This is a genomic window from Burkholderia sp. RF4-BP95, assembly GCF_001521985.1.
Taxonomy (GTDB): Bacteria; Pseudomonadota; Gammaproteobacteria; order Burkholderiales; family Burkholderiaceae; genus Burkholderia; species Burkholderia diffusa.
Genome location: NZ_LOSX01000087.1, coordinates 38,450 through 65,092 on the forward strand (window position 1 = coordinate 38,450; position 26,643 = coordinate 65,092).

Annotated in this window: 26 protein-coding genes; 13 read left to right on the top strand and 13 right to left on the bottom strand. The window is 66.9% G+C overall.

Translation table 11 applies throughout. The annotated features are described in order from the left end of the window. Positions 1 to 71: 71 nt before the first annotated feature. On the top strand, positions 72 to 968 hold the full coding sequence (locus WS46_RS28635) for a LysR family transcriptional regulator (protein WP_059692719.1): 897 nt from the start codon (positions 72 to 74) through the stop codon (positions 966 to 968). Positions 969 to 984: 16 nt separating this feature from the next. Here the strand turns inward: WS46_RS28635 and WS46_RS28640 are convergent, their stop codons facing one another. The 3 genes from WS46_RS28640 to WS46_RS28650 form a co-directional block, all read right to left on the bottom strand. Then, positions 985 to 1,419, bottom strand: coding sequence for a GNAT family N-acetyltransferase (locus WS46_RS28640; protein WP_059692511.1), 435 nt, complete (start codon positions 1,417 to 1,419; stop codon positions 985 to 987). Positions 1,420 to 1,634: 215 nt separating this feature from the next. Then, the gene (locus WS46_RS28645) at positions 1,635 to 1,835 is read right to left on the bottom strand and encodes a hypothetical protein (RefSeq protein ID WP_059692512.1); all 201 of its coding nucleotides are present in this window, start codon (positions 1,833 to 1,835) and stop codon (positions 1,635 to 1,637) included. Between the two features lie 30 nt (positions 1,836 to 1,865). Beyond that, a complete protein-coding gene (locus WS46_RS28650) occupies positions 1,866 to 3,185 on the bottom strand; it encodes a DUF3422 family protein (protein ID WP_059692513.1) in 1,320 nt (439 codons plus the stop codon). Between the two features lie 161 nt (positions 3,186 to 3,346). Between WS46_RS28650 and WS46_RS28655 the strand changes: the two genes are divergently transcribed. After that, positions 3,347 to 4,222: a LysR family transcriptional regulator gene (locus WS46_RS28655; RefSeq protein ID WP_044848057.1), complete on the top strand. Its 876-nt coding sequence runs from the start codon at positions 3,347 to 3,349 to the stop codon at positions 4,220 to 4,222. A 33-nt stretch (positions 4,223 to 4,255) separates the two neighbouring features. On the opposite strand, the gene WS46_RS28660 is transcribed toward WS46_RS28655, so the two are convergent. The 3 genes from WS46_RS28660 to WS46_RS28670 all read right to left on the bottom strand — a co-directional run bounded on the left by WS46_RS28660 (position 4,256) and on the right by WS46_RS28670 (position 6,346). Further along, positions 4,256 to 4,822: a hypothetical protein gene (locus WS46_RS28660; RefSeq protein WP_059692514.1), complete on the bottom strand. Its 567-nt coding sequence runs from the start codon at positions 4,820 to 4,822 to the stop codon at positions 4,256 to 4,258. Between the two features lie 105 nt (positions 4,823 to 4,927). After that, entirely contained in the window at positions 4,928 to 5,308 is a 381-nt protein-coding gene (locus WS46_RS28665; protein ID WP_059692515.1) for a hypothetical protein, read from the bottom strand. A gap of 120 nt (positions 5,309 to 5,428) precedes the next feature. Continuing rightward, on the bottom strand, positions 5,429 to 6,346 hold the full coding sequence (locus WS46_RS28670) for a LysR family transcriptional regulator (RefSeq protein ID WP_059692516.1): 918 nt from the start codon (positions 6,344 to 6,346) through the stop codon (positions 5,429 to 5,431). A gap of 325 nt (positions 6,347 to 6,671) precedes the next feature. Here WS46_RS28670 and fae point away from each other — a divergent pair, with 325 nt between their 5' ends. Genes fae through WS46_RS28690 form a run of 3 tightly spaced genes read left to right on the top strand, consistent with a single transcriptional unit; the run spans position 6,672 to position 9,725 of the window. Then, the gene (fae, locus tag WS46_RS28680) at positions 6,672 to 7,196 is read left to right on the top strand and encodes a formaldehyde-activating enzyme (RefSeq protein WP_059692518.1); all 525 of its coding nucleotides are present in this window, start codon (positions 6,672 to 6,674) and stop codon (positions 7,194 to 7,196) included. Positions 7,197 to 7,236: 40 nt separating this feature from the next. Continuing rightward, complete coding sequence (locus WS46_RS28685) at positions 7,237 to 8,259, top strand: aldo/keto reductase (protein ID WP_059692519.1); 1,023 nt, start codon at positions 7,237 to 7,239, stop codon at positions 8,257 to 8,259. Positions 8,260 to 8,273: 14 nt separating this feature from the next. After that, positions 8,274 to 9,725, top strand: coding sequence for an NAD-dependent succinate-semialdehyde dehydrogenase (locus WS46_RS28690; protein ID WP_059692520.1), 1,452 nt, complete (start codon positions 8,274 to 8,276; stop codon positions 9,723 to 9,725). Between the two features lie 205 nt (positions 9,726 to 9,930). Here WS46_RS28690 and WS46_RS28695 read toward each other — a convergent pair whose 3' ends face one another. Further along, positions 9,931 to 10,806 carry a LysR substrate-binding domain-containing protein gene (locus WS46_RS28695; RefSeq protein ID WP_059692521.1) on the bottom strand — a complete coding sequence of 292 codons (876 nt, stop codon included), beginning with the start codon at positions 10,804 to 10,806 and terminating at the stop codon, positions 9,931 to 9,933. Between the two features lie 218 nt (positions 10,807 to 11,024). Here WS46_RS28695 and WS46_RS28700 point away from each other — a divergent pair, with 218 nt between their 5' ends. The 6 genes from WS46_RS28700 to WS46_RS28725 all read left to right on the top strand — a co-directional run bounded on the left by WS46_RS28700 (position 11,025) and on the right by WS46_RS28725 (position 18,764). Further along, positions 11,025 to 11,963 (top strand): LysR substrate-binding domain-containing protein, encoded by a 939-nt coding sequence (locus WS46_RS28700; RefSeq protein WP_059692522.1) that lies wholly within the window; start codon positions 11,025 to 11,027, stop codon positions 11,961 to 11,963. Between the two features lie 321 nt (positions 11,964 to 12,284). Then, positions 12,285 to 13,709 carry an aldehyde dehydrogenase gene (gene aldA / locus WS46_RS28705; RefSeq protein ID WP_059692523.1) on the top strand — a complete coding sequence of 475 codons (1,425 nt, stop codon included), beginning with the start codon at positions 12,285 to 12,287 and terminating at the stop codon, positions 13,707 to 13,709. A gap of 130 nt (positions 13,710 to 13,839) precedes the next feature. Continuing rightward, entirely contained in the window at positions 13,840 to 15,168 is a 1,329-nt protein-coding gene (locus tag WS46_RS28710) for a nitrate/nitrite transporter (RefSeq protein WP_059692721.1), read from the top strand. Continuing rightward, on the top strand, positions 15,165 to 16,382 hold the full coding sequence (locus WS46_RS28715; protein WP_059692524.1) for a mandelate racemase/muconate lactonizing enzyme family protein: 1,218 nt from the start codon (positions 15,165 to 15,167) through the stop codon (positions 16,380 to 16,382). The genes WS46_RS28710 and WS46_RS28715 overlap by 4 nt, the downstream gene beginning before the upstream one ends. Before the next feature lie 16 nt (positions 16,383 to 16,398). Then, positions 16,399 to 18,066, top strand: coding sequence for a GMC family oxidoreductase (locus WS46_RS28720; protein ID WP_059692525.1), 1,668 nt, complete (start codon positions 16,399 to 16,401; stop codon positions 18,064 to 18,066). A 110-nt stretch (positions 18,067 to 18,176) separates the two neighbouring features. After that, positions 18,177 to 18,764 (top strand): class I SAM-dependent methyltransferase, encoded by a 588-nt coding sequence (locus tag WS46_RS28725; protein WP_059692526.1) that lies wholly within the window; start codon positions 18,177 to 18,179, stop codon positions 18,762 to 18,764. A 175-nt stretch (positions 18,765 to 18,939) separates the two neighbouring features. Here WS46_RS28725 and WS46_RS28730 read toward each other — a convergent pair whose 3' ends face one another. The 3 genes from WS46_RS28730 to WS46_RS28740 all read right to left on the bottom strand — a co-directional run bounded on the left by WS46_RS28730 (position 18,940) and on the right by WS46_RS28740 (position 21,849). Beyond that, entirely contained in the window at positions 18,940 to 19,761 is an 822-nt protein-coding gene (locus tag WS46_RS28730; protein WP_059692527.1) for a glycine betaine/L-proline ABC transporter ATP-binding protein, read from the bottom strand. Between the two features lie 14 nt (positions 19,762 to 19,775). After that, the gene (locus tag WS46_RS28735) at positions 19,776 to 20,741 is read right to left on the bottom strand and encodes a proline/glycine betaine ABC transporter permease (RefSeq protein ID WP_059692528.1); all 966 of its coding nucleotides are present in this window, start codon (positions 20,739 to 20,741) and stop codon (positions 19,776 to 19,778) included. A 70-nt stretch (positions 20,742 to 20,811) separates the two neighbouring features. Further along, positions 20,812 to 21,849 (bottom strand): ABC transporter substrate-binding protein, encoded by a 1,038-nt coding sequence (locus WS46_RS28740; RefSeq protein ID WP_059692529.1) that lies wholly within the window; start codon positions 21,847 to 21,849, stop codon positions 20,812 to 20,814. Between the two features lie 565 nt (positions 21,850 to 22,414). Between WS46_RS28740 and WS46_RS28750 the strand changes: the two genes are divergently transcribed. Further along, a complete protein-coding gene (locus WS46_RS28750; protein ID WP_059692531.1) occupies positions 22,415 to 23,566 on the top strand; it encodes a porin in 1,152 nt (383 codons plus the stop codon). Positions 23,567 to 23,863: 297 nt separating this feature from the next. On the opposite strand, the gene WS46_RS28755 is transcribed toward WS46_RS28750, so the two are convergent. From WS46_RS28755 to WS46_RS28760, 3 genes are all read right to left on the bottom strand, one after another. Then, positions 23,864 to 24,454, bottom strand: a complete 591-nt coding sequence (locus WS46_RS28755; RefSeq protein WP_059692532.1) for a class I SAM-dependent methyltransferase — start codon at positions 24,452 to 24,454, stop codon at positions 23,864 to 23,866. Beyond that, positions 24,451 to 24,738 (bottom strand): hypothetical protein, encoded by a 288-nt coding sequence (locus WS46_RS35700; protein WP_156443200.1) that lies wholly within the window; start codon positions 24,736 to 24,738, stop codon positions 24,451 to 24,453. The genes WS46_RS28755 and WS46_RS35700 overlap by 4 nt, the downstream gene beginning before the upstream one ends. A 185-nt stretch (positions 24,739 to 24,923) precedes the next feature. Beyond that, positions 24,924 to 25,424 carry an Lrp/AsnC family transcriptional regulator gene (locus WS46_RS28760; protein WP_059533702.1) on the bottom strand — a complete coding sequence of 167 codons (501 nt, stop codon included), beginning with the start codon at positions 25,422 to 25,424 and terminating at the stop codon, positions 24,924 to 24,926. 191 nt (positions 25,425 to 25,615) lie between these two features. On the opposite strand from WS46_RS28760, the gene WS46_RS28765 reads away from it, so the two are divergent. After that, positions 25,616 to 26,632, top strand: coding sequence for a 1-aminocyclopropane-1-carboxylate deaminase (locus WS46_RS28765; protein ID WP_059692533.1), 1,017 nt, complete (start codon positions 25,616 to 25,618; stop codon positions 26,630 to 26,632). The last annotated feature ends 11 nt before the right edge of the window (positions 26,633 to 26,643 follow it).

Here is a 26,643-nt window from a genome sequence, read left to right on the forward strand (position 1 = left end):
TGCAGCGCATTCTGCGATCTCGCCGTTCTTCAGTAAAATGAATTTAATATCGTCATTGATTCATGTTTCTGATGAAAATCGATACGCTCGGTGTCCAGGCTTTCGTCGCGATCGCCGACGGCGGCAGCTTCAGGCAGGCGGCCGACACGCTGCACGTCACGCAAACGGCGATCACGCAGCGGCTGCGCAAGCTCGAGTCGTTTCTCGGCGTCGCGCTGATCGAGCGCACGACACGCCGCACCACCCTCACCGAAATCGGCCGGCGTTTCCTGCCGCAGGCGCGCCGGCTGCTGAACGAGCTGTCGGATGCGCTGACCGAAATCCGCGAAACGGGCTTGAGCCAGCGCGGCGACGTGACGATCGCGTGCGTGCCGACGGTCGGCGTTCAGTATCTCCCCCGTATTCTGCGGGCGTTTTCCGGGCACCGGCCGCACGATCGCGTGAAGATCCTCGATCACGCGTCGGCGTCGGTATTGCAGGCCGTGCTACGCCGCGAAGCGGAATTCGGGATCAGCATCGCGGGCGACCAGCACCCCGAACTCGTCAGCGTGCCGCTCATGCATGATCCGTACGTGCTCGTCTGCCGCGACGATCATCCGCTCGCGAAGCGTCGGCGGATCCGTTGGGCCGCGCTGCAGCCGCATCCGCTGATCTTCGCGGGCGAAGTGAGCGGCAATCGCGGGCTGCTCGAAGGTGCGCTGAAGACGAGCGGCGTGACGCTGCATTCGTTCTACGAAGTGCAGCGCAGTTCGACCGCGCTCGGCCTCGTCGCCGAAGGCCTCGGCGCGGCCGTGGTGCCGAAGCTCGCGATCCAGAAGAACGCGTATCCGATGATTCGCACGATCGAACTCGTCGAGCCGTCGGTGTCGCGCACGCTCGTGCTGGTCAAGCGCCGGGCCGCGCAGTTGTCGCCCGCGGCGGAGGCGCTGTACGACATGATCGTCGAGCGCGCGACGCCGGGGCGGTGACGTCGGGCACCGTCGTTCAAAGCGCCTTGACCATGAACACGCGCGCCGTCCCTTCCGGCTCGCACGGCACTTCGCCGAATGCCTCGTACCCGTGCTTCCGGTAGAAATCCGGCGCCTGGAACGTAATCGTGTACAGCACCGCGCGGGCGCATCCGCGCCGCTTCGCTTCCGCTTCGGCCTCGCGCAGCAGTCTGCTGCCGAAGCCGCCGCCGCGCAGCGATTCCGGCAGGTAAAAAAGGTCGATGAAGAAGAGACCGAGCGACGTTCGGCCGGTGAGCCCGCCCAGGACCTCGCCGGTCGCGGGATCGGTCACGTAGACGTCGAGCGCTGCCGTGTCGCTACGGCCCGTCATCGCGTGGTTGAATTCGCCGAGCTTGCGGCTGATGAATTCGCGGGCAGCCGGTTGTTCGGTGTCGGTGAGCTGAAGGGAAACGGCGGGATGCGCGGTCATGGAATGGAGACGTGCGTGAAGGAGCCGCCGAACGTGCAGTGTTCGCGGCGGGCGTCGGGCGACTATAGCGCGTAGCGCGTTCGGCGGCAGCGGGAGTCTGCGCCGATCATGACGAACGTACAAACGACGGGCACATCCCGCACCCGCCGTTTCGTCACGCCTGGAGCCTGCTCAAGCCGCGGCGAATGCTTGAATCGACGCGATCCAAACCCGCGTCAGTTGTACCCAAGAATCGCCACCGCCGCGACATCCGGCCGATCGATCGTATTCCCGACGAGCGACGTCATCGGCTCCTGCAGCACGGCCTGATACGACGTCACATGCGCCTCCTCCGGCGCGCCGGCTTCGTCCCATACCGGCTCGTCGAATGCGTCGAGGCCACTGAAGAACCCGGGTTGCGTTTGCGTAAAAGTCATCTCCACTCCTTTTGATATGTCGTCGATGTTCTAATTTGCCTGTTTCAACGCCGCTGCCTGCACGGGTGCGCCGTCATGCGCGCCCTCCGACCGTGCAAGTTGCGCGCGCGTGCGCCGCGTGATGTGAATCACCGCGAACACGACCGGTGCGATCAGCAGGCCTTCCGCCAGTTCGGGATCGACCGGCAGGTTCATCACGTGCAGCGCCTTGAACGCCGCTGTCGCGAGCGACAGCACGTAGTACGAAATGGCCGCCACCGACAATCCTTCGACCGCGTGCTGCAGATGAAGCTGATTGCGTGCGGTGCGCTCCATGCCGGCCAGCAAGCGCGTCACGTCCTTTTCCTGCGCGAGATTCACGCGCGTGCGCAACAGGTCGACCGCGCGTGCGATCCGCGCGGCGATCTGCTCGTGACGCGCCCACACGCTGCGGCAGGTTTCCATTGCCGGCGCGAAGCGCCGCTCCATGAACTCGGCGATCGTCGGCATCCCTTCGATGCGCTCCTCGCGCAATTCCTGGATGCGCGCCAGCACGAGCTTTTCGTAGGCACGCGACGCGCTGAAGCGGCCGCCGGACCCCGACAGCGCCTCGACCCGCACCGCGAGATGCGTGAGCTTCACGAGCAAGGCCGCGTCGTCGCCGTCGGCGCCGCTCGCGTCCATCCGCTGCATCAGCGCATGCAGCGCCGCATGGATTTCGTCGAGCTCGCGGCTCATCCGCCGCGCGACCGGCAACGCGAGCAGCGCCATCATCCGGTACGTCTCGATTTCATACAGGCGCTGCAGCAGTCGGCCGCCCTGCTCCTCGCGAAAATCCTCGTCGACGACGAGAAAACGCATGAAGCCGTCGTCACGCACGTGCCAGTCGCAAAACACCTTGCCGCCGCCCAGCACGTTGCTGCCGACGAGCGCGGGCCCGTCGATCCAGCGGCGCATGTCACCGCACACGAGCCGCGCGGCATCGCCCGACAGCAACTCCATGCGCACCGCGACGAAGCGGATACCCGCGAGCCGCGCGAACCACGCGGCAGGAATCCCTTCGATCGCGAGATCGTCGAAATAGCCGGTGTCGCGACGCGGCGCGACGAACGTGAACGTCGAGAATTCGGTGTGGCGCTCCCACTTCAGATGCCAGCCGCACGGCGACTGCACCGCATGGTGGGTCGCGCCGTCCTGCGGCACGGCAATGCCGGTGTCGCGACACAGCGCGTGCAGCAGCGTTTCGTGGATGTCGGGCTGGCCGTCCGCGTAGATCGCGTAGTGCGTGAGCGACACGGCCTCGGCGAGCCGCAGGAACGGCCGGGCATGCAATTCCGCGGCCAGTGCGGCGCGCAACGGATGATCCATCATCGGTACACCACTCTTCCCTGTTCAACGCTGCGTGCCGGGCATGCCGGCGTGATGGCCGCACCGCATCGAACGAAACGGCGGGCTCGATGCCACTATGGCAGACACATAGCGACAATAAAAACGCATAATGCTGATCGTTACATTCAGTTTTCCTGATACCGATGAAGATGCTCGATCACGACGTGCTGGCCACCGTCGTCGCCGTTGCGGAAACCGGCAACATGACCCGCGCCGCCGAAGCGGTGAACCGCTCGCAATCGGCTGTGAGCATGCAGATCAAGAGCCTCGAGGACGCGATCGGCCGGCCGCTGTTCGTGCGCAAGCCGCGCAGCATCGTGCTGACGCGCGAAGGCGAGGTGCTGCTGGGATTCGCCAGACGAATGCTGGCGCTGCGCGACGAGGCGTGGGCGGCCGTAGTGCGGCCGGAAGTGACCGGCAAGGTCGTGATCGGCGTGCCGGACGACTATGCGTCGTCGCTGCTGCCGTCGGTGCTGAAGAAGTTCTCCGCGACCTATCCGAAGGTCGAGATCCAGGTGATCGGCCTGCCGAGTAGCGCGCTCGCGCCGCTCCTGAAGGACGGCACCGTCGATCTCGTGTGCGGCACGCGCATCAAGGGGCTGTCCGGCGACTTCATCCGCCACGAGCCGATGGCGTGGGCCGCGATGACGAACGGGCCGCGCGTGTGGGAAGAACGGCCGCTGCCGATCGCGGTGTTCATGCCGGGCAGCGTCGCGCGCGAGAACGCGATCCGCAGCCTCGAACGCGCGAAGCTGCCGTTTCGCACGTCCTATGAAAGCCCGAGCCTGCTCGGGCTGCTCAGCATGGTCGAGGCCGGGCTCGCGGTCGCGCCGCTCGCGCGCTGCGCGATTCCCGCGCAATTGTCGATGCTCGGCCGCTCGCACGGGCTGCCCGATCTGCCGCCGCTCGAGCTGATCCTCGCGCGCAGCACGAAATCGAAGCGCCCGCCGTGCGACTTTCTCGCGGAACAACTGATGGAAGACCTGCAGCGGCAAACCGGCCAGACCGGCGACGCCTGAACCGCGGCCGGACGCGCGCCGCCGCCCGCGCCGTCACGAACTGCCGGGCCGTGGATGGCCGGCCGCGAGCAGCGCCGCGTTGACGATGCCCGCTACCGTGTCGACGAGCGCCTCCAGCGTGTCGCCATGCACATGCCTCCCGGCCGGCGGAATGCATTCGGTACGCCGGCCGCCCCACTGCGACCCGGCCGTCACCGACAGCGTCGCGCCGAACCGGTTGCCGTGCCGCCGGCCGAAGATGCCGACGCGCTGCTCGCCCAGATACGCCTGCTCCGGAAGAAACAGCCGAATGTCGACCGCGACCTGGTCGGGATCGCCGGCGCGCGCGTTCGCATCGGCCGACGGCGCGAACGTCTTCGCGATGCGCAGCGTCACGTGCGAATCCCAGGCGGCCAGCGGCCCGCCGGCCGCGTCGACACGTTCGAGGTCGACCGACCACTGATGGCGGTCCGGCAGCCGGATCGCCTGACGCAGCAGCACGTCCGCCGCGCGCACGGTCACCCGCAACTGCAGGGCCAGCTGCGTGCCCGACGGCAACGTCACCACGCGCACGCGGCCGCTTGCCGGACGCGTGGTCTGCACTTCTTCCATGAGGTGCATGGATTCCTCCCTGTCAAGGGCCGGCGCCGCGTGCGACGCGGCGCACAAACGCTCGCCGCGACCGGCCCGCCCACGGCACGATGGCCGGCGAATCGGCGGCGAACCCTACGGTACGAGCAATCGGCGTTCCCCGGCCGGACGATCCTGCGTCGCCACGCGCAGACGGCGGGCAACGGGACCGATCACGGCATCGACCTGCTGCGCGATCAGCATGTGCAGCGTGAAGTCGAGATCCTCCGACGCGATGTCGAATTCCACATGGATCACGTCGCGCACGGTACGCGCGCTGACCACATACACGCCGAGCGGGGAATGCAGCAACGCCGCGAGCCGGGCGTGCGCGAGCGCGCCGGTGTCGGCCGTCAGCGTGACGGGCAACCGCAGGCGCGGGCGCGGCGGCGGAAACGGGATGACGGTCGTGCGCGCGCCGGCGCGCAGTTGGCGGCCGGCGATGTCGTATTCGGGTACGGGATGGATGAAGGTCATGGCGCGGACGGAGGGCGTCCTGGCTGTTGGACACGTCCCGAGCTTAGAAGGCGCCGCATCAATACCGTGCAAAAAAACGGCTTTGCAGTGAAAAAAACGGCATGCGTGCCGGCCGTACCGCTATGCGAACGCCTCGAGCGACGCCCGCCGCCGCTCGTCGACCATGGCTTCAATCAGCGAGACCAGATCGTCGGTCAGCGGATCGCAGATACCCGGCGAGCGATGCAGTTCGAGGTCGGCGGGCGGTAGCGGCGGCAAGCCGTCCGCTTGGTCGAGCACGCGCCAGTTCGCGGGCAGCGTGCAGCGGTCGATCATCGTCACGGCCGCGCCGTGGTTCACCGCGATCTTGATGCCGGTCGGGCTCTGGCTCGTATAGACGACGTGATACGGCCGCTCGGCGGTCGCGAGCGCCTGCAGGCCGCGCTGCCGATAGCAGCACGTTTCCGGAAACAGCGCGAGCGGCACCGATGCGTGCCGGTCGAGCGCGAAGTCGCGATGCGCGGCCCACACGACGTCGTGACGGCCAAGCAGCCGCCCGGCCGCATTCGGCCCGTGCCGCACCACGAGCGCGACGTCCAGCTCGCCGGCCTGCAGCCGCTCGACCAGCTCCAGCGACATCCGGCAATGCACGTGCAAGCGCGCGCCCGGCCGCAGCGCGTAGAACGACTTCAGCAAGTCGGGCAGCCACAGCTCCGCGTAATCCTCGGGCAGCCCGAAACGCACGACACCGCGGTCGCTGCTCGTCTGCTTCAACGCGATGATTGCGTCGTTCTGCACCTGGATGATCCGGCGCGCGTGGATCAGGAAGTTCTCGCCATCGCGAGACAGCTCGAGCCGCCGGCTGTTGCGCATGAACAGGTGCGTGTCGAGCCGCTCCTCGAGCGTGCGGATCCGCAGGCTGATGGTCGACTGCGTGCGATGCAGCTGCCGGGCCGCCGCGGTGAAGCCGCCGCTCTCGACGACGGCGACGAATGCGCGGATCAGCTCCGGGTCGAGAGAGCTGAGCTTCGACCAATCGGGTCTCTGAATGGCTGCCATCGGAATTACTCGCTTTCGAAAAAGGACGGGGCGTCGAAAGATAAGGCCCGGGGTACGCCGATTGTTGTCCAGACGCGCGCGGCGCTCCAACCCCTGCCCGGGTATGACAAACCCGGAGCCAGCACGCCGCCGCCCACCCGCACCGCCCGTTCCGCGACATCGTCCGGCAGCGCCGGCGGCCCGACCGGCGGGCGTTCGCGCGTGGCGGCCAGGGTTTTCACGGAGACGACGAAAACGCATACCTCGATCAGAAAACATCGATTCACCGGCCGCATCGCGGCCCCGGACAATCGCCTCACACCAACCTCATCGACGAGACACCGCAATGACCGCACCGCATCCCAGACAGCTTTTCATCGGCGAAGGCTTCGAAGGCCCCGGAGTCAACCTTGCGCACATCAACGTGCTGATCGGCCCCCGCGACGGCCCCGCCGGGCAGGCGTTCGCGACCGCGCTTGCGACGCCGTCGGCCGGCCATGCGCCGTTCGTCGTGATCGCGCAGCCCGGCATTCCGACCAAGCCGCTCACGCTGTACGTGAACAAGGCTCAGATCGACGGCGACTTCCACGGCAATGCGACATGGGGCGCCTCGCAGGCCGGCATCGCGAAAGCCGTGGCCGAAGCGCTCGAAAACGGCACGCTGCCGCCCGAAGCCGAAAACGACTGGGTCGTCGTGTCGGCGAACTGGGTCAATCCGCGGACCGACGATCTCGACGCCGTCTTCGAGAACAACTACCGCGCGTGCCGCAACGCGATCGTCGCCGCGATGGAAGGGCTGCCGCATCGCGACGCCGCGTTCGCCGCCGCGCGCGACGTATCGAATCCGTTCTACACGCCCAAAAAGAACTGACCGACAACGAGCGGCCGGCAAGGCCGTGACAGGAGGAAGCATGGAATACGTCCGCCTCGGCCAGTCCGGCCTGAAGGTGTCCCGCCTGTGTCTCGGCACGATGAACATGGGCACGCCCGAATGGAAGCCGTGGATCTTCGACGAAGCGCAGAGCGAGCCGATCGTGCGCCGCGCGCTCGATGCCGGCGTCAACTTCATCGATCTCGCGGATTTCTATTCGACGGGTGTCGGCGAGGAAGTGGTCGGCCGCATCCTGAAGCGCAACGCGCGCCGCGAGGAGCTGGTCGTCACGACCAAGGTCGGCTACGACATGGGCAGCTATCCGAACGCGGGCGGCCATTCGCGCAAGCACGTGCTGGACGGCATCGACGGGTCGCTGAAGCGTCTCGGAATGGATTACGTCGACATCTTCATGCTGCACTTCTTCGACGTGAACACGCCCGTCGAGGAAACGATGAGCGCGATGCACGACATCGTGCGGGCGGGCAAGGCGCGCTATATCGGCGTGTCGACGATGTACACGTGGCAATTCGCGAAAATCATGCAGGCGTGCGAGCGCAACGGCTGGGACAAGCCGATCAACATGCAGTTGCAGCTGAACCTCGCGTATCGCGAGGAAGAGCGCGAGATGGTGCCGTACTGCATCGACCAGGGCGTCGGCGTGTCCGTGTTCAGTCCGCTCGCGCGCGGCCTGCTGACATGCGAGCCGCAATCGACGCGCAACCAGACCGACTTCTTCACCGCGCAGATGTACGGCGACGCGTCGTCGCTCGCGATAGCCGAATCGGTCGCGAAGGTCGCGAAGCGGCGCGGCGTGCCGCCCGCGCAGATCGCCCAGGCCTGGGTGCTGAGCCGCCCCGGCATTGCCAGCATGCTGGTCGGCGCCGATTCCGTCGCGCAGTTCGACAGCGCGCTCGGCGCGCTCGAGACGCAACTCGGCGAAGACGAACTGCACGAGCTCGAGCGCAACTACACGCCGTGCGACCTGATCAACGACTACACCGCCGGCAAGCGCATCGCGCGCGAGTCGCGCCCGGCGCAGGGCAGTTTTGCGGCAGACTGAAGGAACGAAACGCAATGAGCGAATTTCTGAGAACGGGCCACTACATCGGCGGTGAATGGCACGAGCCGCATCGCGCGAGCGATGCAACCTATCCGGTGCTGAATCCCGCCACGGGCGAGACGATCGCGAAAGTCGCGAAAGGCGATGCCGAAGACGCCCAGCGCGCGATCGACGCCGCCGCGCACGCGTTGCCCGCATGGCGCGCGCTGACCGCGAAGGAGCGCGGCACCCGCGTCAAGCGCTGGGGCGAACTGATGCTCGAACATCGCGACGCACTCGCCGAGCTGCTGACGCGCGAACAGGGCAAGCCGCTCGCGGAGGCGCGTGGAGAAGTCGCCTACGCCGCGAGCTTTCTCGAATGGTTCGCGGAAGAAGCGAAACGCATGTACGGCGACGTGATCCCGAGCCCGAAGCCCGACACGCAGATCGTCGTCACGCGCGAACCGGTCGGTGTCGTCGCGGCGATCACGCCGTGGAACTTCCCGCTCGCGATGATCACGCGCAAGGCCGGCCCCGCGCTCGCGGCCGGCTGCACGATGGTGCTGAAGCCGTCCGAGGAAACGCCGCTGTCGGCATTCGCGCTGGCGGTGCTCGCCGAACGGGCGGGCGTGCCGGCCGGCGTGTTCAACGTCGTGTCGGGTGACGCGGTCGCGATCGGCGAGGCGCTCACGCATTCGCCGGTCGTGCGCAAGCTGTCGTTCACGGGCTCGACACGCGTCGGCAAACTGCTCGCCAGGCAATCGGCCGACACGCTGAAGAAGCTGTCGCTCGAACTCGGCGGCAATGCACCGTTCATCGTGTTCGACGACGCCGATCTCGACGCGGCCGTGCAGGGCGCTATCGCATCGAAGTTCCGCAACACCGGCCAGACCTGCGTGTGCGTGAATCGCTTTCTCGTGCAGGACGGCGTATACGAAGCCTTCACGCGCAAGCTCGCCGACTCGGTACGCGCGCTGCGCGTCGGCAACGCGCTCGCGGGCGACGTCGACCAGGGGCCGCTCATCAACGAAGCGGCACTCGACAAGGTCGAGCGGCACGTGGCCGATGCGACCGCGAAAGGGGCACGCGTGGTCGTCGGCGGCAAGCGCCACGCGCTCGGCGGCACGTTCTACGAACCGACGGTGCTGACCGGTATGACGCCCGACATGCTGATCGCCGAAGAAGAAACCTTCGGCCCCGTCGCCGGCTGCTTCCGCTTCACGACCGAAGACGAAGCGGTCGCCGCGGCGAACGACACGCCGTTCGGTTTGTCCGCCTACTTCTACACGCGCGACCTCGGCCGCGCATGGCGCGTGTCCGGCGCGCTGGAAAGCGGGATGGTCGGCATCAACGACGGGATCATCTCGACCGAGGTCGCGCCGTTCGGCGGCGTCAAACAGTCGGGGCTCGGCCGCGAAGGCTCGAAGTACGGCCTCGACGAGTACGTGGAGCTCAAGTACACGCTGATGGCCGGACTCGGCCGCTGACCACGACCGACGGTCGATGCGCGCCGCGCGACGAGGTTCGTGCTGGCCGGCGTGCTGCCGGCCGGGAAGATCGTGCCGATCGCGTGGGCGCCCCGGACGAAGCATTCGGCGCTGGAGGAGGCGGCCGGGCGTCGAGGCGCGCGCTCGCCCGGTTACGCCGGGCGGTCGCCCTATTCGACACGTCTCACGCTCGGCGTCCACATGCCTACCCCTTCCTCGCCGCTTGCGCCCGCAGCCACGCCGCGAATGCGCCCACATGCTCGACCACCGCGTTTTCCGGCGCGATGTCGAGCCAATAGCCGAACGGACCGATCGGCTGTACCGGCGACAACCGCACGAGGCTACCCTCGCCGATCTCCTCCTCGATCATGGTGAGGTCGACCACGGCAAGCCCCGCGCCCTTGCGGGCCGCGCGAATCGCCTGTTCGAGCGTCGAGAATTCGATGCCGTCGCCAATCCGCTCGACTGCGACGCCAGCCTGCTCGCACCAGTCGGCCCACAGCGTCAAACGCTTGCCCTCGTGCAGCACATGCAGTGACGGCAACCTGCGGAACAGCGCCTCGAGCGTATCGCCGCGATAACGCGGCGCACCGACCAGCGCGTGCCGCTCCATCATCAGCAGTTCGGATTGCATACCCGGCCGCGCCGCGCGCCCGAAACGGATATGGCAATGACAATCGTCGGCCGGCTCGGTGCGGATCGACAGCTCGACGTCCGGGAGTGCCTCCGCGAGCGTGCCAAGTCGTGGCGAAAACCACTGCGTGGCAAACGTCGGCGGCAGCGATACCGTGAGACGTCGTTTCGCGTCCGGCCGCGCGACGGCGATCCCGCCGATGCCGCGCTCGATCGTATCGAACGCCTTCCCGACGAACGGCAGCAGCCGCTCGCCGGCCTCCGTCAGGCGCACGCCCTTGTGATCCCGCTCGAACAGCCGCACGCCGAGCGCGTCCTCGAGCAACCGGATCTGACGGCTCACCGCGCCTTGTGTCACGCATAGCGAAACCGCCGCGCGATTGAAGCTCAGATGACGCGCGGTCTCCTCGAAAAACCGCAACGCGATCAACGATGGCAGGCGTCGCATGATATGTGTGTCCCTCTCCGTCTTTCGTCCGGCTGCCAGTCGGCCTGCCAGCAATCTCGAGCGCAGCTTTATCGCAGAAAAGCGCGCGCCCCGGCAGGCCGTGAAAACCCCGATATCCGTTGCGCGCGCGGCCGCCGCATTCGGCGTTCCCGTCTCGTCGTCTCCCCGCCTACAATGAGCATCCCGCACCAAAACGACACCGCCCCGTGAGACGCAAGATGCCGGCGCTGAATGCGCTGAAAGCCTTCGAGATGGCCGGCCGCACCGGCAGCTTCACGCGCGCCGCCGAACTGCTCAACGTGACGCAGAGCGCGGTGAGCCGCCAGGTGCGTCAGCTCGAAAGCCAGCTCGGCGAAACGCTGCTCGAGCGCCGCCATCACCAGCTCGAGCTGACGGCGGCCGGGCGTGTGCTGCTGCGCGCGCTGCAGCAATCGTTCGACAAGATCGAGCTGACCGTGCGCGGCCTGCAGGAGAAAACCCACCTGAACCGCCTGCGCGCGAACGTCCCGCCGACCTTCGCCGCGCGCTGGCTGGTGCCGCGTCTCGGCCGGCTGCGCGACGCGCATCCGGAATTCGAGCTCAGCCTCACGACGCGCATCCACGACAGCCTCGGCGAATCGCGCGTGCTCGACTGCGCGATCCGCTTCGGCGACGGCGAATGGGACGGCTTCGACAACGCACTGCTGATGCAGGAGCAGCATATCGCCGTCTGCGCCCCCGCGCTCTATGCGCGGCTTAGGCAGGACGGCGCGCCGATCGGCCTGAATCGCTTCACGCTGCTGCACGTGCTCGCCACCGACGACCAGCGCTACCTGACCTGGCAGCACTGGCTGAAGGCCGCCGGCATCGCCGACGTCGACACGCGCGGCGGCTACGAATTCGACCTGCTCGACCACGCGATCCGCGCGGCGATCGACGGCCTCGGGATCACGATCGCCGACCGCCACATGGTCGCGCGCGAACTTGCGACCGGGCAATTGATGCAGGTGCTCAACGTGCACGTCGACGGTCACCAGTCGTACTGGTTCGTCACGCGGCCCGAACAGACGAACCTGCCGCACATCGTGCAGTTCCGCGACTGGCTCCAGCAGGAAGTATGGCTCGCGAAGCGCCATCTCGAGCCGTCGTCGCCGCTGCCGCAAGTGCCGCTGGCCTGACGGGCGATCCGTCCCCGCCTGGCCCTCCATCGAGCCTCGGCCCCGGTCGCAGGCGAGACCTGGGCGGCTTCCGCGCCCGTGCGCACCTGGCCCCGTGTGAACCGGGCCCCGTCACCGTCCGGCGCCCCGGCGCGCGCCACGACAGTCTTGCCGGACGGACGATTCCGGCTGATCGGTGGAGTAACGTGCATTTTTCTCATGCACGGCGCGAAAATAAGTCGTTTGTCGTGCGATAAACGCATGAGCAGAATGGCTTCCGTCCCGTGCCGCGCGTTTCGCCGCTAGAAGCGATCCGCCCGCACCCATCGGAGGAGCCACTTCATGCGTACCGAACGCAACTACGTGAACGGCCGTTTCGTCGCCCCGGAAAACGACGCGACCATCGCCGTCCACAATCCCGCCACCGAAGCACCGTTCGCGCGCGTGCCGGCCGCGACGCCGGCCGACGCGCTCGCGGCCGTCGCCGCCGCGGCCGTCGCGCAGAAAACGTGGCGCAAGCTGCCGAGCGCCGAACGCGCGACCTGTCTGCACAGGCTTGCCGACGCGCTGACCGCACGCGCGCCCGCCATCGGCGCGACGCTCGCGCAGGAATCCGGCAAGAGCGTCGAGGACGCAGCGAACGAAGCGGTCTACGCGGGCCAGATCACGCGCTATCACGCCGAGTGGGCGCGCCGGATCGAGGGCGAGATCATCCCGAGCGATACGCCCGACGAGAACCTCTTCCTGCAGCGCGAGCCGATCGGCGTCGTCGCGTGCCTGATCCCGTTCAACTTCCCCGTCTACACGCTGCTGCGCAAGATCGCGCCCGCGCTGATCGCCGGCAACACCGTGGTCGTGCGGCCGAGCAACCATACGCCGGTGTCGGCGTTCGAGATTGCGAAGGCCGTCGACGAAGCCGGCTTCCCGCCGGGCGTCGTCAACATCCTGACGATGGACCACGCGACGGCCGAAGCGCTGTGCACGCATCCGGCAGTCGGGATGATCACGCTGACGGGCAGCGTGAACGCGGGTCGCAAGGTGCTCGACTACTGCAAGGCGAACATCGCGAAGCCGTCGCTCGAACTCGGCGGAAAGACGCCCGCGATCATCAAGCCGGACGCCGACCTCGAGCGCGCGGCCGCCGCGCTCGTCGCATCGAAAACCACCCACTGCGGCCAGCTCTGCACGGCGATCGAGCGCGTGTACGTGCACGACAGCGTGCACGACCGTTTCGTCGCGCTGCTGAAGGAGAAGATGGCGGCCGTGCGAATCGGCGACCGTGCGGAAGACGCAACGCGGATGGGGCCGCTCGTGAGCGCATCGGCGCGCGCGCACATTCACGGAATGGTCGAACGCGCGATCGCGGCCGGCGCAACGCTCGAAACGGGCGGCGCGATCCCCGACGGTCCCGGCTTCTTCTACCCTGCCACGCTGCTCACCGGCGTACGGCAGGACATGGAAATCGTGCAGGAGGAAACTTTCGGCCCGATCATGCCCGTGCTGCGTTACGCGACGATCGACGAGGCCATCGCGTTCGCGAACGACCACCAGTTCGGCCTGTCGTCGGTGCTCTACACCGAGAACTACCGCACCGCGATGAAGGTGGCGAACGCGATCGAAGCCGGCGAGCTGTACGTGAACCGAACGCCGGCAGATCCGTACCAGGGCTTCCACGCCGGCTGGAAACGTTCGGGTCTCGGCGGCGACGACGGCAAGCACGGCATGCTCGAATTCACGCAGACGCGCCTCGTCGTCATGAAGTACTGACGCTCGCCCCCGGGTCCATTTCCGGCACGCGCGGCCACGACACCACGCCGCGCGCCGCCCCCAACGATCGAACGACACATAACGAATCTGCAGGCGTCCGCATCCGGAACGCCTGATGGAGGAAGACACCATGACGATCCAACCGTCGACGCCCGTCGCGTCGCTCGCGTCGCCCGGCGCCGCGCACGAGTCGCGCGCGCAACGCTATCTGCAACTGCTGCTGCTCGTGATTGCCGCGGGCGCGATCTATCCGATGCTGTACCTGCGGCAGGTATACCAGCCGACGATGCTGCAATTCTTCCGTATCGACGACGTGCAGCTCGGCTATCTGTACTCGTCGCTCGGCACGATCTTCCTCGTCAGCTATCTGCCGAGCGGCTGGCTCGCGGACCGCCTGTCGCCGCGCTGGCTGATCTGCTTCTCGTTGCTCGCGACCGGCGCGCTCGGTCTCGTCTATGCGACCGGGCCGTCGTTCAACGCGCTCGTGCTGATCTTCGGCGGCTGGGGGCTGACGACCGGCCTCACGTTCTGGGCGGCCGTGATCAAGCGCGTGAACATGATCGCCGGTCCCGACGAACAGGGCCGCTTCTTCGGGCTGCTGGACGGCGGACGCGGGCTCGTCGAGGCGCTGCTCGCGACCATCGCGATCACGCTCTTCGCATACGTGACGCAGGCACGCGGCGGCACCGACGCGGCCGGCTTCACGCTCGTCGTGCATCTGTACGCGTTCTTCTGCATCGCGCTGGGCGTGCTGCTCGCGCTGGTGAAGGATCCGGCACACGCGGACGATCGCGGGGCGGCAGCGCAACGCCGTCGCGACAGCGGCCGCCGGGGCAACGTGCTGACGGACCTGAAAACACTCGCGGCGATCCCCGAGCTGTGGCTCGTCGCCGCCATCGTGTTCTGCGGCTACCAGGTGTTCTGGGCGACCTACAGCTTCTCGGCCTATCTGCACGAAGGCAATTTCGGGCTTACCGCGACGGCGGCCGGCTTCATCACCACGCTCAAGCTGTGGATGCGACCCGTCGGCGGCATCGGCGGCGGTTTCCTCGGCGATCGCGTATCGAAGGTGTCCGTGCTGTTCTGGGCACTCGTGCTCGCGGCACTGTCGCTCGTCGGGCTGATCGCCGCGCCGCCGCACAGCCCGCAAGCGATGCTCGTCGTGCTCGTGCTGTTCATCGGCATCCTCACCTACGCAATCCGCGGCCTCTACTGGTCGCTGCTCGACGAATGCCGCGTGCCCGAGCACTGCGCGGGTCTCGCGATCGGCCTGATCTCGGTGCTCGGCTATTCGCCTGACGTGTTCGTGCCGCTGATCAACGGCTATGTCACGCAGACCTGGCCCGGCGCGCACGGCTACCAGCTCTATTTCGGCTATATCGCGGCCATCGCGCTGTGCGGCGCGGGCGCCGCCGCGCTCCTCAAACATCGCCTCGACCGCACCAAGGAGTCCGTATGAAGATCGTTTCACTCGACACCCATATCGTCGCCGTACCACCGCCGCACATTGGCGGGATGTACTGGATCTTCGTCACGCTGAAGACCGATTGCGGTATCGAAGGCGTCGGCGAAATCTATTCGGCGACGTTCCATCCGAAGGCGATGGGCCCGATCATCGACGACGTGTTCGAGCGCTACCTGCTGAACCACGATCCGCACCACGTCGAGCGGCTGTTCCGCCAGGCCTATTCGAGCGGCTTCACGCAGCGACCGGATCTCACGATGATGGGCGTCGTCAGCGGGCTCGAGATGGCGTGCTGGGACATCATCGGCAAAGCCGCCGGCAAGCCCGTGCACGAGCTGCTCGGCGGCAGGATCCACGAACGACTGCGCTCGTACACGTACCTGTATCCGAAAAACGCGAACGGTGAATACGACTACGACGATCCCGATCTCGCCGCCGAGTGCGCGGCCGAAAACGTGAAGCTCGGCTTCACGGCGGTCAAGTTCGACCCGGCCGGTCCGTACACGGCTTATTCGGGCCATCAGCTGTCGCTGGAAGTGCTCGACCGCTGCGAGCTGTTCTGCCGCCGCGTGCGCGACGCAGTCGGCAGCAAGGCCGATCTGCTATTCGGCACGCACGGGCAGATGGTGCCGTCGTCGGCGATCCGGCTCGCGAAGCGGCTCGAGAAGTACGACCCGCTGTGGTTCGAAGAGCCCGTGCCGCCGGGGCAGGAAGAAGCGATCGCGGAAGTTGCGAAGCACACGTCGATTCCGATCGCGACCGGCGAGCGCCTGACGACCAAGTACGAATTCCACAAGCTGCTGCAGGCGGGCGGCGCATCGATCCTGCAGCTGAACGTGGCACGCGTGGGCGGCCTGCTCGAAGCGAAGAAGATCGCGACGCTCGCCGAAGTGCATTACGCGCAGGTCGCGCCGCACCTCTACAACGGGCCGGTGGGCGCGGCCGCGAGCATCCAGCTCGCGACCTGCACGCCGAACTTCCTGATCCAGGAAAGCATCATGACCTGGGGCGGTTTCCATGCGCAGGTCGTGAAAACGCCGATCCACTGGGAAGACGGCTACATCATCCCGTCGAACGAGCCGGGCCTCGGCATCGAGCTCGACATGGACGTCGTGCGCCGTCACGCACCGTACACCGGCGAACGGCTTCACCTGCAGATGGGCGAACACCCCGTCGACGTGAAGGATCTCGCGCCCGCGAAGGGCTGACCGCGAAGGACGAAACATGACCTACGACTACATCATCGTCGGCGCGGGTTCGGCCGGCTGCATTCTCGCGAACCGAATGAGCGAATCGGGCCGCTATTCGGTGCTGCTGCTCGAAGCGGGCGAACACGACGCGTCGTTCTGGTTCAAGGTGCCGATCGGCTTCACGAAGACCTACTACAGCCGCCGCTACAACTGGATGTACTACAGCGAGCCGGAGGCGCAGCTCGCCAATCGCAAGCTGTACTGCCCGCGCGGCAAGGTGGTCGGCGGGTCGGGCTCGATCAACGCGATGGTCTACGTGCGCGGCCAGCGCAGCGACTACGACGACTGGGCGAAGGCCGGCAATCCGGGCTGGGCGTACGACGACGTGCTGCCGTATTTCCGCAAGCTCGAGACACACGCGGCCGGTGCGACCGATCCGCAGCATCATGGCTCGACCGGGCCAATCCATATCACGTCGATGAAGGCCGACGTGCATCCGATCATCCATGAGTTCCTGAAGGGCTGCGCGCAGCTGAACCTGCCACACACCGACGACTTCAACGGCGCGCAGTTCGAGGGTGCGGGCATCTACGACCTGAACACCAGGAACGGCGAACGCTGCTCCAGCAGCTTCGCGTACCTGCGTCCCGCGCTGCGCCGTTCGAACCTCACACTGCGCTCAGGTGTGCTCGTGCGGCGCGTGACGTTCGACGGCACGCGTGCGACCGGCGTGATCGTCGCGGGCGAACACGGCGACGAAACGCTCGCCGCCGCGCGCGAGGTGATCCTCGCAGCTGGCGCGGTCGATACGCCGAAGCTGCTGCAACTGTCGGGGGTGGGCGATCCGGCGCTGCTCGCGCGCCAGCGCGTGCCGCTCGTGCATGCGCTGCCGGCCGTCGGCCGCAACCTGCAGGATCACCTGTGCGTGAGCTTCTACTTCAAGGCGAACCGGCCGACGCTGAACGACGAGATGGGTACGCTCCTCGGCAAGCTCAAGATCGGCTTGCGCTACCTGCTGACCCGGCGCGGCCCACTCGCGATGAGCGTGAACCAGGCGGGTGGCTTCTTCCGCGGGACGGCCGATGCGCAGGAGCCGAATATCCAGCTCTACTTCAACCCGCTGTCGTACCGGATCCCGAAGAACGATCGCGCGAGCATCAAGCCCGAACCCTATTCCGGATTCCTGATCGCGTTCAACCCGTGCCGGCCGACGAGCCGCGGCACGATCGAGATCGCGTCGAACCGCGCGGAAGATGCCGCGAAGATTCGCATCAACGCGCTCACCACTCAAAAGGATCTCGACGAAGCCGTTCAGGGCAGCAAGGTGATTCGCGCGCTGATGCGCGCACCGGCGCTGACGTCGATGACCGTCGAGGAAATCTCGCCGGGGCCGCAGGTCGATTCCGACGAAGCGATGCTCCAGTATTTCCGCGAGCAGTCGGGCTCGATCTATCACCTCTGCGGCTCGTGCGCGATGGGGCCGGACGCGACGACGTCGGTGGTCGATGCGGCGCTGCGCGTGCACGGACTGCAGGCGCTGCGGATCGTCGATGCGTCGGTGTTCCCGAACATCACGTCGGGCAACATCAACGCGCCGACGATGATGGTCGCGGAGAAAGGCGCGGATCTGATTCTGGCGGATGCGTTGCGAGGCGAAGCGGCCGGCGCGCGGATGCACGAAAGGGAAGCGATCACGCCCTGACGCCACGGTCACGCCGCCACGCCGCCGCGGCAACCGGCCTTGCGCGTGCTCCCCGAACGTCGCGGCGGCGGCACGCTGCTTGCTCGTCGTCGAACCGGAGGGCAAACACCATGAAGACTCATCTCGGGCAAGCCGGCTTGCCGCGTGGCGTGATCGGCCGGATCGTCGGCCGCATCATGCGTCGGCACAACCGGCCGGACAACGCATGGACGCTGTCGCTGCTGGCGATCGCGGACGACGAGCATGCACTCGAAGTCGGGTTCGGCCCCGGCGATGCGATCCGGCTCGCCACCGAAGCGGCGCCGTCCTGCCGCATCGCCGGCGTCGATCATTCGCCGACCATGCTGACCGCCGCACGGCGCCTGAACCGCATCGCGATCGACCAGGGTCGCGTGCGGCTTGCGCTCGGTTCCGTCGATGCGCTCCCGTTCGCCGACGAGGTGTTCGACAAGGCATTCTCGATCAATTGCATCTATTTCTGGCCGGCGCCAACACGCGGCCTGCGCGAATTGCACCGCGTCGTCAGGCGCGGCGGGATCGTCGCGATCACCGTCCGCGACCTCGGGCGGACACCCTACGACGCATACCGGCCCGAGAAGCTGGCGCGGCTGATGACCGAAGCCGGTTTCGCCTCGGTTGCCGTGCATCGCAACGGCGTGCCGTCGCATCCGCTCGCTTGCGTGCTCGGCACGAAGTAACCCGCTCGCTGCCGGCGTCAACGGCCCGGACGTGCTGCAACGCAAGGGGTCGTACGACCAGGCCGCCCGGCGCATCCGACGTCCCGGGCCTGGAAATCGAAGGCGAAGGCGTCGCGGCCGGCGAGGGCGTGCCGACGAAGGCCGCGCACCGGACGGCGTGACCGGATACCGCGCGTCAGCTCACACTCGTGCGCTTCTCGACGAACCGCCGCACATAATCGTCCGCCGGCCGCGACAGGATTTCGTCCGGTGTCCCGACCTGCACGAGCGTGCCGTCGCGCAGGATCGCGATCCGGTCGCCGATGCGCAATGCCTCGTCGAGATCGTGCGTGATGAAGACGATCGTCTTCGACAGCGTCGCCTGCAGCTCGAGCAACTGATCCTGCATCTCGGTGCGGATCAGCGGATCGAGCGCGGAAAATGCCTCGTCCATCAACAGCACGTCGGTATCGGCCGCCAGCGCACGCGCGAGGCCGACCCGCTGCCGCATCCCGCCCGACAACTCGTCCGGATAATGCTCGCCGTAGCCGTCGAGCCCGACCTTCGTCAGCCAGTTGCGCGCGGCTTGCGTCGCGTCGTGGCGGTTTTCACCGCGCGTGCGCAGCGCATACGCGGCATTGTCGAGCACGGTCTGGTGCGGCAGCAGTCCGAAGTTCTGGAACACCATGCTGACCTTGTAGCGGCGCAGCTCACGCAGCCCGTGCGGATCGAGCTTGATCACATCGTTGCCGTCGATCACGATCTCGCCGGCCGTCGGCTCGATCAGCCGGTTGAAGTGCCGCACGAGCGTCGATTTCCCCGAGCCCGACAGCCCCATGATCACGAAGATCTCGCCCGACGCGATGCCGAGGCTCACGTCGTTCAGTCCGACGTTGCAGCCCGTTTCCGACAGCACGTCGGCCTTGCACCTGCCCGCGCGCAACAGATCGAGCACGCGCGGATGCGCCGCCTCCGGCCCGAACAGCTTGTACACGTGTTTGACTTCGATGGTCGCCATGTGTGCCTCCCTGGCTATGCGCGCGACGATTGCGCCGGCTGGTTCGAATCGGTGCCCGCCGGCGCCGCCTTGCGCGGCAGCCGGTACGGCACGCGCGACGCGCCCTTCTCGCGGCGCTGCCGCGCAAGCCGCCGCCGCGCACGGCGTTCCTGGCCGAAGCCCTGGCTGATTCGATCGATCACGATCGCGAGGATCACGATCGCGACGCCCGCCTGCGTGCCCTTGCCGACGTCAAGCGTCTGGATGCCCGCGAGCACGTCCTCGCCAAGGCCGCGCGAGCCGATCATCGACGCGATCACGACCATCGACAGCGCCATCATCGTCGTCTGGTTGATGCCGGCCATGATGCTCGGCCGCGCGAGCGGCAACTGCACGTTCACGAGCAGTTGCCAGCGTGTCGTGCCGAACGCGCGCGCGGCCTCGGTCACGTCCGGATCGACGTGACGGATGCCGAGATCGGTGAGCCGGATCAGCGGCGGCAATGCGTAGATGATCGTCGCGAGGATGGCCGGCACCTTGCCGAGCCCGAACAGCATCAGCACCGGAATCAGGTAGACGAAGCTCGGCAGCGTCTGCATCACGTCGAGCACGGGCAGCAGCAGCCGGCGCAGCCACGGGCTGCGCGACGCGAGAATGCCGAGCGGCACGCCGATCGCGACCGACAGCACCGTCGCGACGAGCATCAGCGCGAGCGTCTGCATCAGCTTGTCCCACAGGCCGAAGCAGCCGATCGCGTAGAGCAGCAGCATGAAGAGCACGCCGAGGCCGATGCGGCGCGTCGCGTTCCACGCGATCGCGCCGACCACGAGCAGCACGAGCCACGGCGGCGCAACGCGCAGCGCGCCTTCGAGCGGCACGAGCAGGTAGCGCAACAGCAGCGCGCTGAAGTGATGAAAGCTGTCGCCGTATTGCGCGACGAACGTCTCGAGCGCGCCGTTGACCCAGTCGGCGATCGACAGGTGCAGGAAGAAGCCGTTCATGATGATTCTCCGTCGCGCCGCAAAGGCGCGTGACGGCGGCGGCGGGTGCAGGCCCGCCGCCGCGCGCAGGTTACGCGCCCTTCAGGCTGCCGGCGATCTTCTGCGCGACGTCGGCCGGCACCCACTGCTTCCACATGTCCGGGCGCGTCTTCAGGAACTGCGTGGCCATCGCCGCGCCGTCGACCTTCTTCGTGGTCATCTCGAGAATCGTCTGATTCAGGAAATCCATCGGAAAGCGCACCTTGCCGAACACGCCGACGAGATCGGGGTTCGCGTCGGCGAACGGCTTCGACACGCCGACAGTCAGCCGCGACACCATGTACGACGACGCGCACTGATGCGTGCTGCTCTCGTCGCGCAGCGTCTTCCAGCAAGCTTCGTTATAGGCCGGCATCTTCAGCGCCGCGAACTTGTATTTCGCCATCAGCGCGGCCGGGCCCCAGTAATAGAACACGATCGGCGCACCGCGCTGGTATGCCGATGCGATCGCCGCGTCGAGCGCCGCGCCCGTGCCCGGATGGAAGTTCGTGTACGACTGGTCGAGCTTCAGTACCTTCAGGAGGCGCGTGTTCACGCGCTCGCAGTCCCAACCCGTCGGGCAGTTCAGGAAGCGGCCCTTGTCCGGCTCCTCCTCGTCGGCGAATACCTGCTTGAACTTCGGCAGATCGTCGACCGACGCGAGCCCCGGAGCGATCGGCTTGATGTTGCGCGCCGGGTCGCCCTTCACCACGTACTCGGGCACGAACCAGCCTTCCGTCGTGCCGCCCGGCAGCGTGTCGCCGATCAGCTTCACGGCGCCCGACGCGACGGCCTTTGCGGTGATCTCGCTGCGGCCCGTCCACTGCTCGGCCCAGATCTGCAGATCGTTGCGCGCGAGCGCCGTTTCCGTCGCCGCCGTGCTGCCGGGCACGACGTCGGTCTTGCAGCCGTAACCCTTCTCCATGATCTGCCGCAGCACCTCGGTCGCGAACGATCCGCTTTCCCACGTGATGCCCGCGAAATGGACCGTCTTGCCGTCGGCGCACGCGCCGCCGGCCGCATGGGCCGCGGGCGCGGACAGGATCGTCGCGGCGGCAAGAAGGACCGTTCTCAGTCGTCGAATCTGCATGGTGGGTCGTCTCCAAATCGAATCTGTTGTTTATGCGTCGCGGCATGCGCGGCGACCGGCGAATCGCGTATCCATCCACGTCCGGTCAGCCTGCATGGTCGAGCCGCCGATATGTTTAGGGAAACGAGTAATTCCGATCATTGCAATCGGCCGCGCCAATCGATCTCCGGCTGCCGCGTCAGGCCCGCCGAACGGGCCTCGCGGCCGATTCTCCGGGGCCGCTGCCGGCCCCGGCGCAGGCGCGTCGCGCCTGCGTTCGGCAACGGCTCGGCCGGCGCCGGCGCGCAGCCGCGGCACGCCGTACCGGCGGTCGAAAGCGGTCGGCGCACCCATCGACGAACCCGATTCCATCCATCGAAATTACTCGCTTTCGGTTCCGTTTCGGCTTCGGAACAATGCGCGGTGTCATCGGAGGAGACAGGATCGGACGCCGCCCGTCGGCACGCCGCCGCGCTCGCGCGGACCAGTGCCGCGCGCGCCGCGCCGCTTCGCCCAGGATGACGGGACGCGCCTCGCCAGACGCGCTCACGACAACCGATACAAGCTGGATACCCCGGAGATCTCAATGAACAGGAAACTGACCGCGCTCGCCGTCACCGCAGCCTTCGCGTCACCCGCATTCGCGCAAAGCAGCGTCACGCTGTACGGCGTGATCGATGAAGGCCTCAACTACACGAACAACGTCGGCACCGGCCACGTCTACGAAATGGCAAGCGGCTATGCGCAGGGCAGCCGCTGGGGCCTGAAGGGGAACGAGGATCTCGGCGGCGGCCTGAAGGCGATCTTCCAGCTCGAGAACGGCTTCGACGTCAACAGCGGCCGGCTCAACCAGGGCGGTCGCATGTTCGGCCGCCAGGCCTATGTCGGCCTGAGCCAGGCGCAGTACGGCACGCTGACCTTCGGTCGCCAGTACGATTCCGTCGTCGACTATCTCGCGCCGACCACCGCCAATGGCAACTGGGGCGGCTACCTGCTCGCGCACCCGTTCGACAACGACAACACCGACAACTCGTTCCGCCTCGACAACACGGTGAAATACGCGAGTCCGAACTTCGGCGGCTTCCAGTTCGGTGGCGCATACAGCTTCAGCAACAGCACGAACTTTTCGGACAATCGCGCATACAGCTTCGGCGCGCAATATCAGAACAACGGGCTGCTGATCGGCGCCGCGTACCTGCAGGCGAACCACCCCGGCGACGGTTCGGCCGGCGCGATCACCGCGAACGACGCCAGCTACATCGCCGAGCGCATGCGCGTGTTCGGCGCGGGCATCAACTACACGTTCGGTCCAGCGACGGTCGGCTTCGCGTACACGAACTCGAACTACAAGAACCCGACCGGCAACGGCTATCTCGGCACGCCGGGGGCGATCATCGCGCCGGGTGCGACGGTCAGCGCGATCAAGTACCAGAATTTCGAAGTGAACGGCGCCTACCAGATCACGCCGGCGTTCATGGTCGGCGCGCAGTACGTGCTGTCGCTCGAGAAATACGACGCGTCGACCGGCGACGCGAAGCCGAAGATTCACTCGGTCGGGCTGATGGCCGACTACAACCTGTCGAAGCGGACCGACGTGTACGTGCAAGCCGCATACCAGCACATCGCCGGCGACAAGACCGGATCGATTCTCGACCAGGCTTTCATCCCGGGCACCGACGCGCCGTCGTCGACGTCGAATCAGGTGGCCGTGCGACTCGCGCTGCGCCACAAGTTCTGACCCGTTTCGCCGTCTTCACGCGACACCCGCGCGGATCTGCCGTGGTGTCTTTGCCCGCCCGCAGGCGCAAGCCTGCCGGCGGGCTTTTTGCTTAGTGCCGGCGACGTGGCGGCGCAACGTGATTCATCGCAGGTCGTGCGTGCGGCCCGCCAACGCTGACAGGACAACCGCCGACTATCCACCGATACACGTGTACCGCCTCGACGCCCGGTGTCCTTCATGCCGGACGCCGCGACTTGAACCGCGACCGACGGCATCCGCAGGGTCGATGAAAGGAAGCGCGCCACGATGCGGGCATCACGCCACCTGTCCGATGGCGGCCCTGCGCATCGTGACGATGCGCGCGGGCGGAATATTTGCCCACACGATCCGGCTGGCGTCGGCAACAAATGCCGGATCGCGCAGCGGGTGACGCTCGGGCACGCGCAAATCATAGGTGAACTGGATCATCACGCCGTCGACCGACAGCACGCGCTCGCACTGCCCGACGATCGCCGTCACGTCCTCGCGCGGCAGCGTGCGCAGCGGCAGGCAGGACACGATCGCATCGACCGCCGCGTCGGGCGGCAGCAGCCGCTCGAGTTGCCGCGCGTCGCCCGACACGATGGAGATGCCGGGAAAGCGGCGTCGCAGGTGCTGCACGAACGCCGGCGACCGCTCGACCACGACGAGACGCCGTGGCGCGACGCCGCGTTCGAGCAACGCGGCGGTGATTGCGCCGGTGCCGCCGCCGAGCTCGACGACGAGTCCGTCGCCGTCCGGCACCGCATCGGCCATCTCGCGCGCCAGATGCCGCGAACTCGGGCACAACGCGCCCACCGCGGCCGGGCGGCCGACCCACTCGCGCACGAACAGTGCCGAGACACGCAACGCGTTCGGCCAGGTCATCGGCCGACCTTGCGCGGTTGCGCGTTCGGCTTCGACGTGCCAATGACTGCCTGCAACAGGGCTACGACGACACGGGGTTCTTTCACGTGCATCCTCCTGAGGAATCGGTTCGCCGCGCTCGCGCGGCGATCAATCGATTCTAGGAAATGCAAACTTAAGGCGACGTGAAGATTGTCCCTGATTGCGTCACCGATGCGGGCCGTGCAACCGACGGCGGCCCGATCAGCGGTCGACGCGCTGCTGAAACTGCGCGGGATACCGCTCGCCGACAATTCGTCGGTCAACGGTTCGCGCCGCCCCGCTGCCTCATCGCAGGTTGGTCCGCGCGTGCTCGACGCGCACGCTGAAGATCCCCGCACACCAGTCGTTTTCTCCGCGAAGCGCTGCCCTGCGGAGTGGCGCTAGCCCCTTCCGCTGGCCCCCGCATGCCGTTCAACGCAGCGTGCGCGGCCGACCACATCGCGATGCGCTACACCGGCAGCGCATGCGTCGACAGAATCTCCTTCAGCACCATGAACGAGCGCACCTGCCGCACCCCGGGCAGGTACAGCAGTTGTTCCGCGTGCAAGCGGTTGAAGCTCTCGTTGTCGCGCGTGCGCACCAGCATGAAGTAGTCGAATTCGCCGGTCACCACGTGACATTCGACACACCCCGACACCTTCTGCGCGGCCTTCTCGAACTCGGCGAACGCCTCCGGCGTCGAACGATCGAGCACGAAGCCGATCACCACCAGCATCCCGGCACCCAGCGGCTTCGGGTCGAGCAGCGCCACGATGCCGCGAATCAACCCCATCTCCTTCAACCGCTCGACGCGCCGCAGGCACGCCGGCGCGCTCAGCTTCACCTTCGCGGCGAGGCTCACGTTCGAGATCGACGCATCCTGCTGCAACTGCCGCAGGATCGCGCGGTCGATGCGGTCGAGCACCGGCGCCGTTTCGGCTGGCACTGCGCTTCCACGATCTAATTTCATTGCGTTTCCCGTACATTTTACGAATCAAAATTAACTATCTGATCGCTATTCCATCGTTAACGTAGGTCGCCAGTACTTATTTCGCAAGCTCATTTCGCGGGATCCTGCCTATCATTTTTCCATCGGGACACGGCGTGCCGGCCGCACCCGACCGACTCGAATTCCCGCCCACCGCCTTTCGGAGCTTGCCGATGAACCTGCAACGTTTCCCCCGTTATCCGCTCACGTTCGGCCCGACACCGATCCAGCCGCTCAAGCGCCTGAGCGCGCACCTCGGCGGCAAGGTCGAGCTATATGCGAAACGCGAGGACTGCAACAGCGGCCTCGCTTTCGGCGGCAACAAGACGCGCAAGCTCGAATACCTCGTCCCCGACGCGCTCGCGCAAGGCGCCGACACGCTCGTGTCGATCGGCGGCGTGCAGTCGAACCAGACCCGCCAGGTCGCGGCCGTCGCCGCGCATCTCGGGATGAAGTGCGTGCTCGTGCAGGAGCACTGGGTCAACTACGAGGATCCGGTGTACGACCGCGTCGGGAACATCCAGCTGTCGCGGATGATGGGCGCCGACGTGCGGCTCGTCGCCGACGGCTTCGACATCGGCATTCGCCGCAGCTGGGAAGAAGCGATGGAAAGCGTGCGGCAGGCGGGCGGCAAGCCGTATCCGATTCCTGCCGGGTGTTCCGAGCATCCGCTCGGCGGGCTCGGGTTCGTCGGCTTCGCGGAAGAAGTACGCGAGCAGGAAGCGCAACTCGGCTTCAAGTTCGATTACGTCGTGGTCTGCTCGGTCACGGGCAGCACGCAGGCGGGGATGGTGGTCGGCTTCGCGGCCGACGGACGCGCGGACCGCGTGATCGGCATCGACGCGTCGGCGACGCCCGAGCGCACGCACGAACAGATCACGCGCATCGCCCGGCACACGGCCGAGCTGGTCGGGCTGGGGCGCGATATCGACGAGCAGGACGTGGTGCTCGACACGCGCTATGCCGGGCCCGAATACGGACTGCCGAACGACGGCACGCTGGAGGCGATTCGTCTGTGTGCGCGGCTGGAAGGCATGCTGACCGATCCCGTCTATGAAGGCAAATCGATGCACGGGATGATCGACAAGGTGCGGCGCGGGGAATTCGAGCCGGGGTCGAAGGTGCTGTACGCGCACCTTGGCGGGGTGCCGGCGTTGAGCGCGTATAGCGGGATTTTTCGGGAAGGTTGATCTCGCCTTGC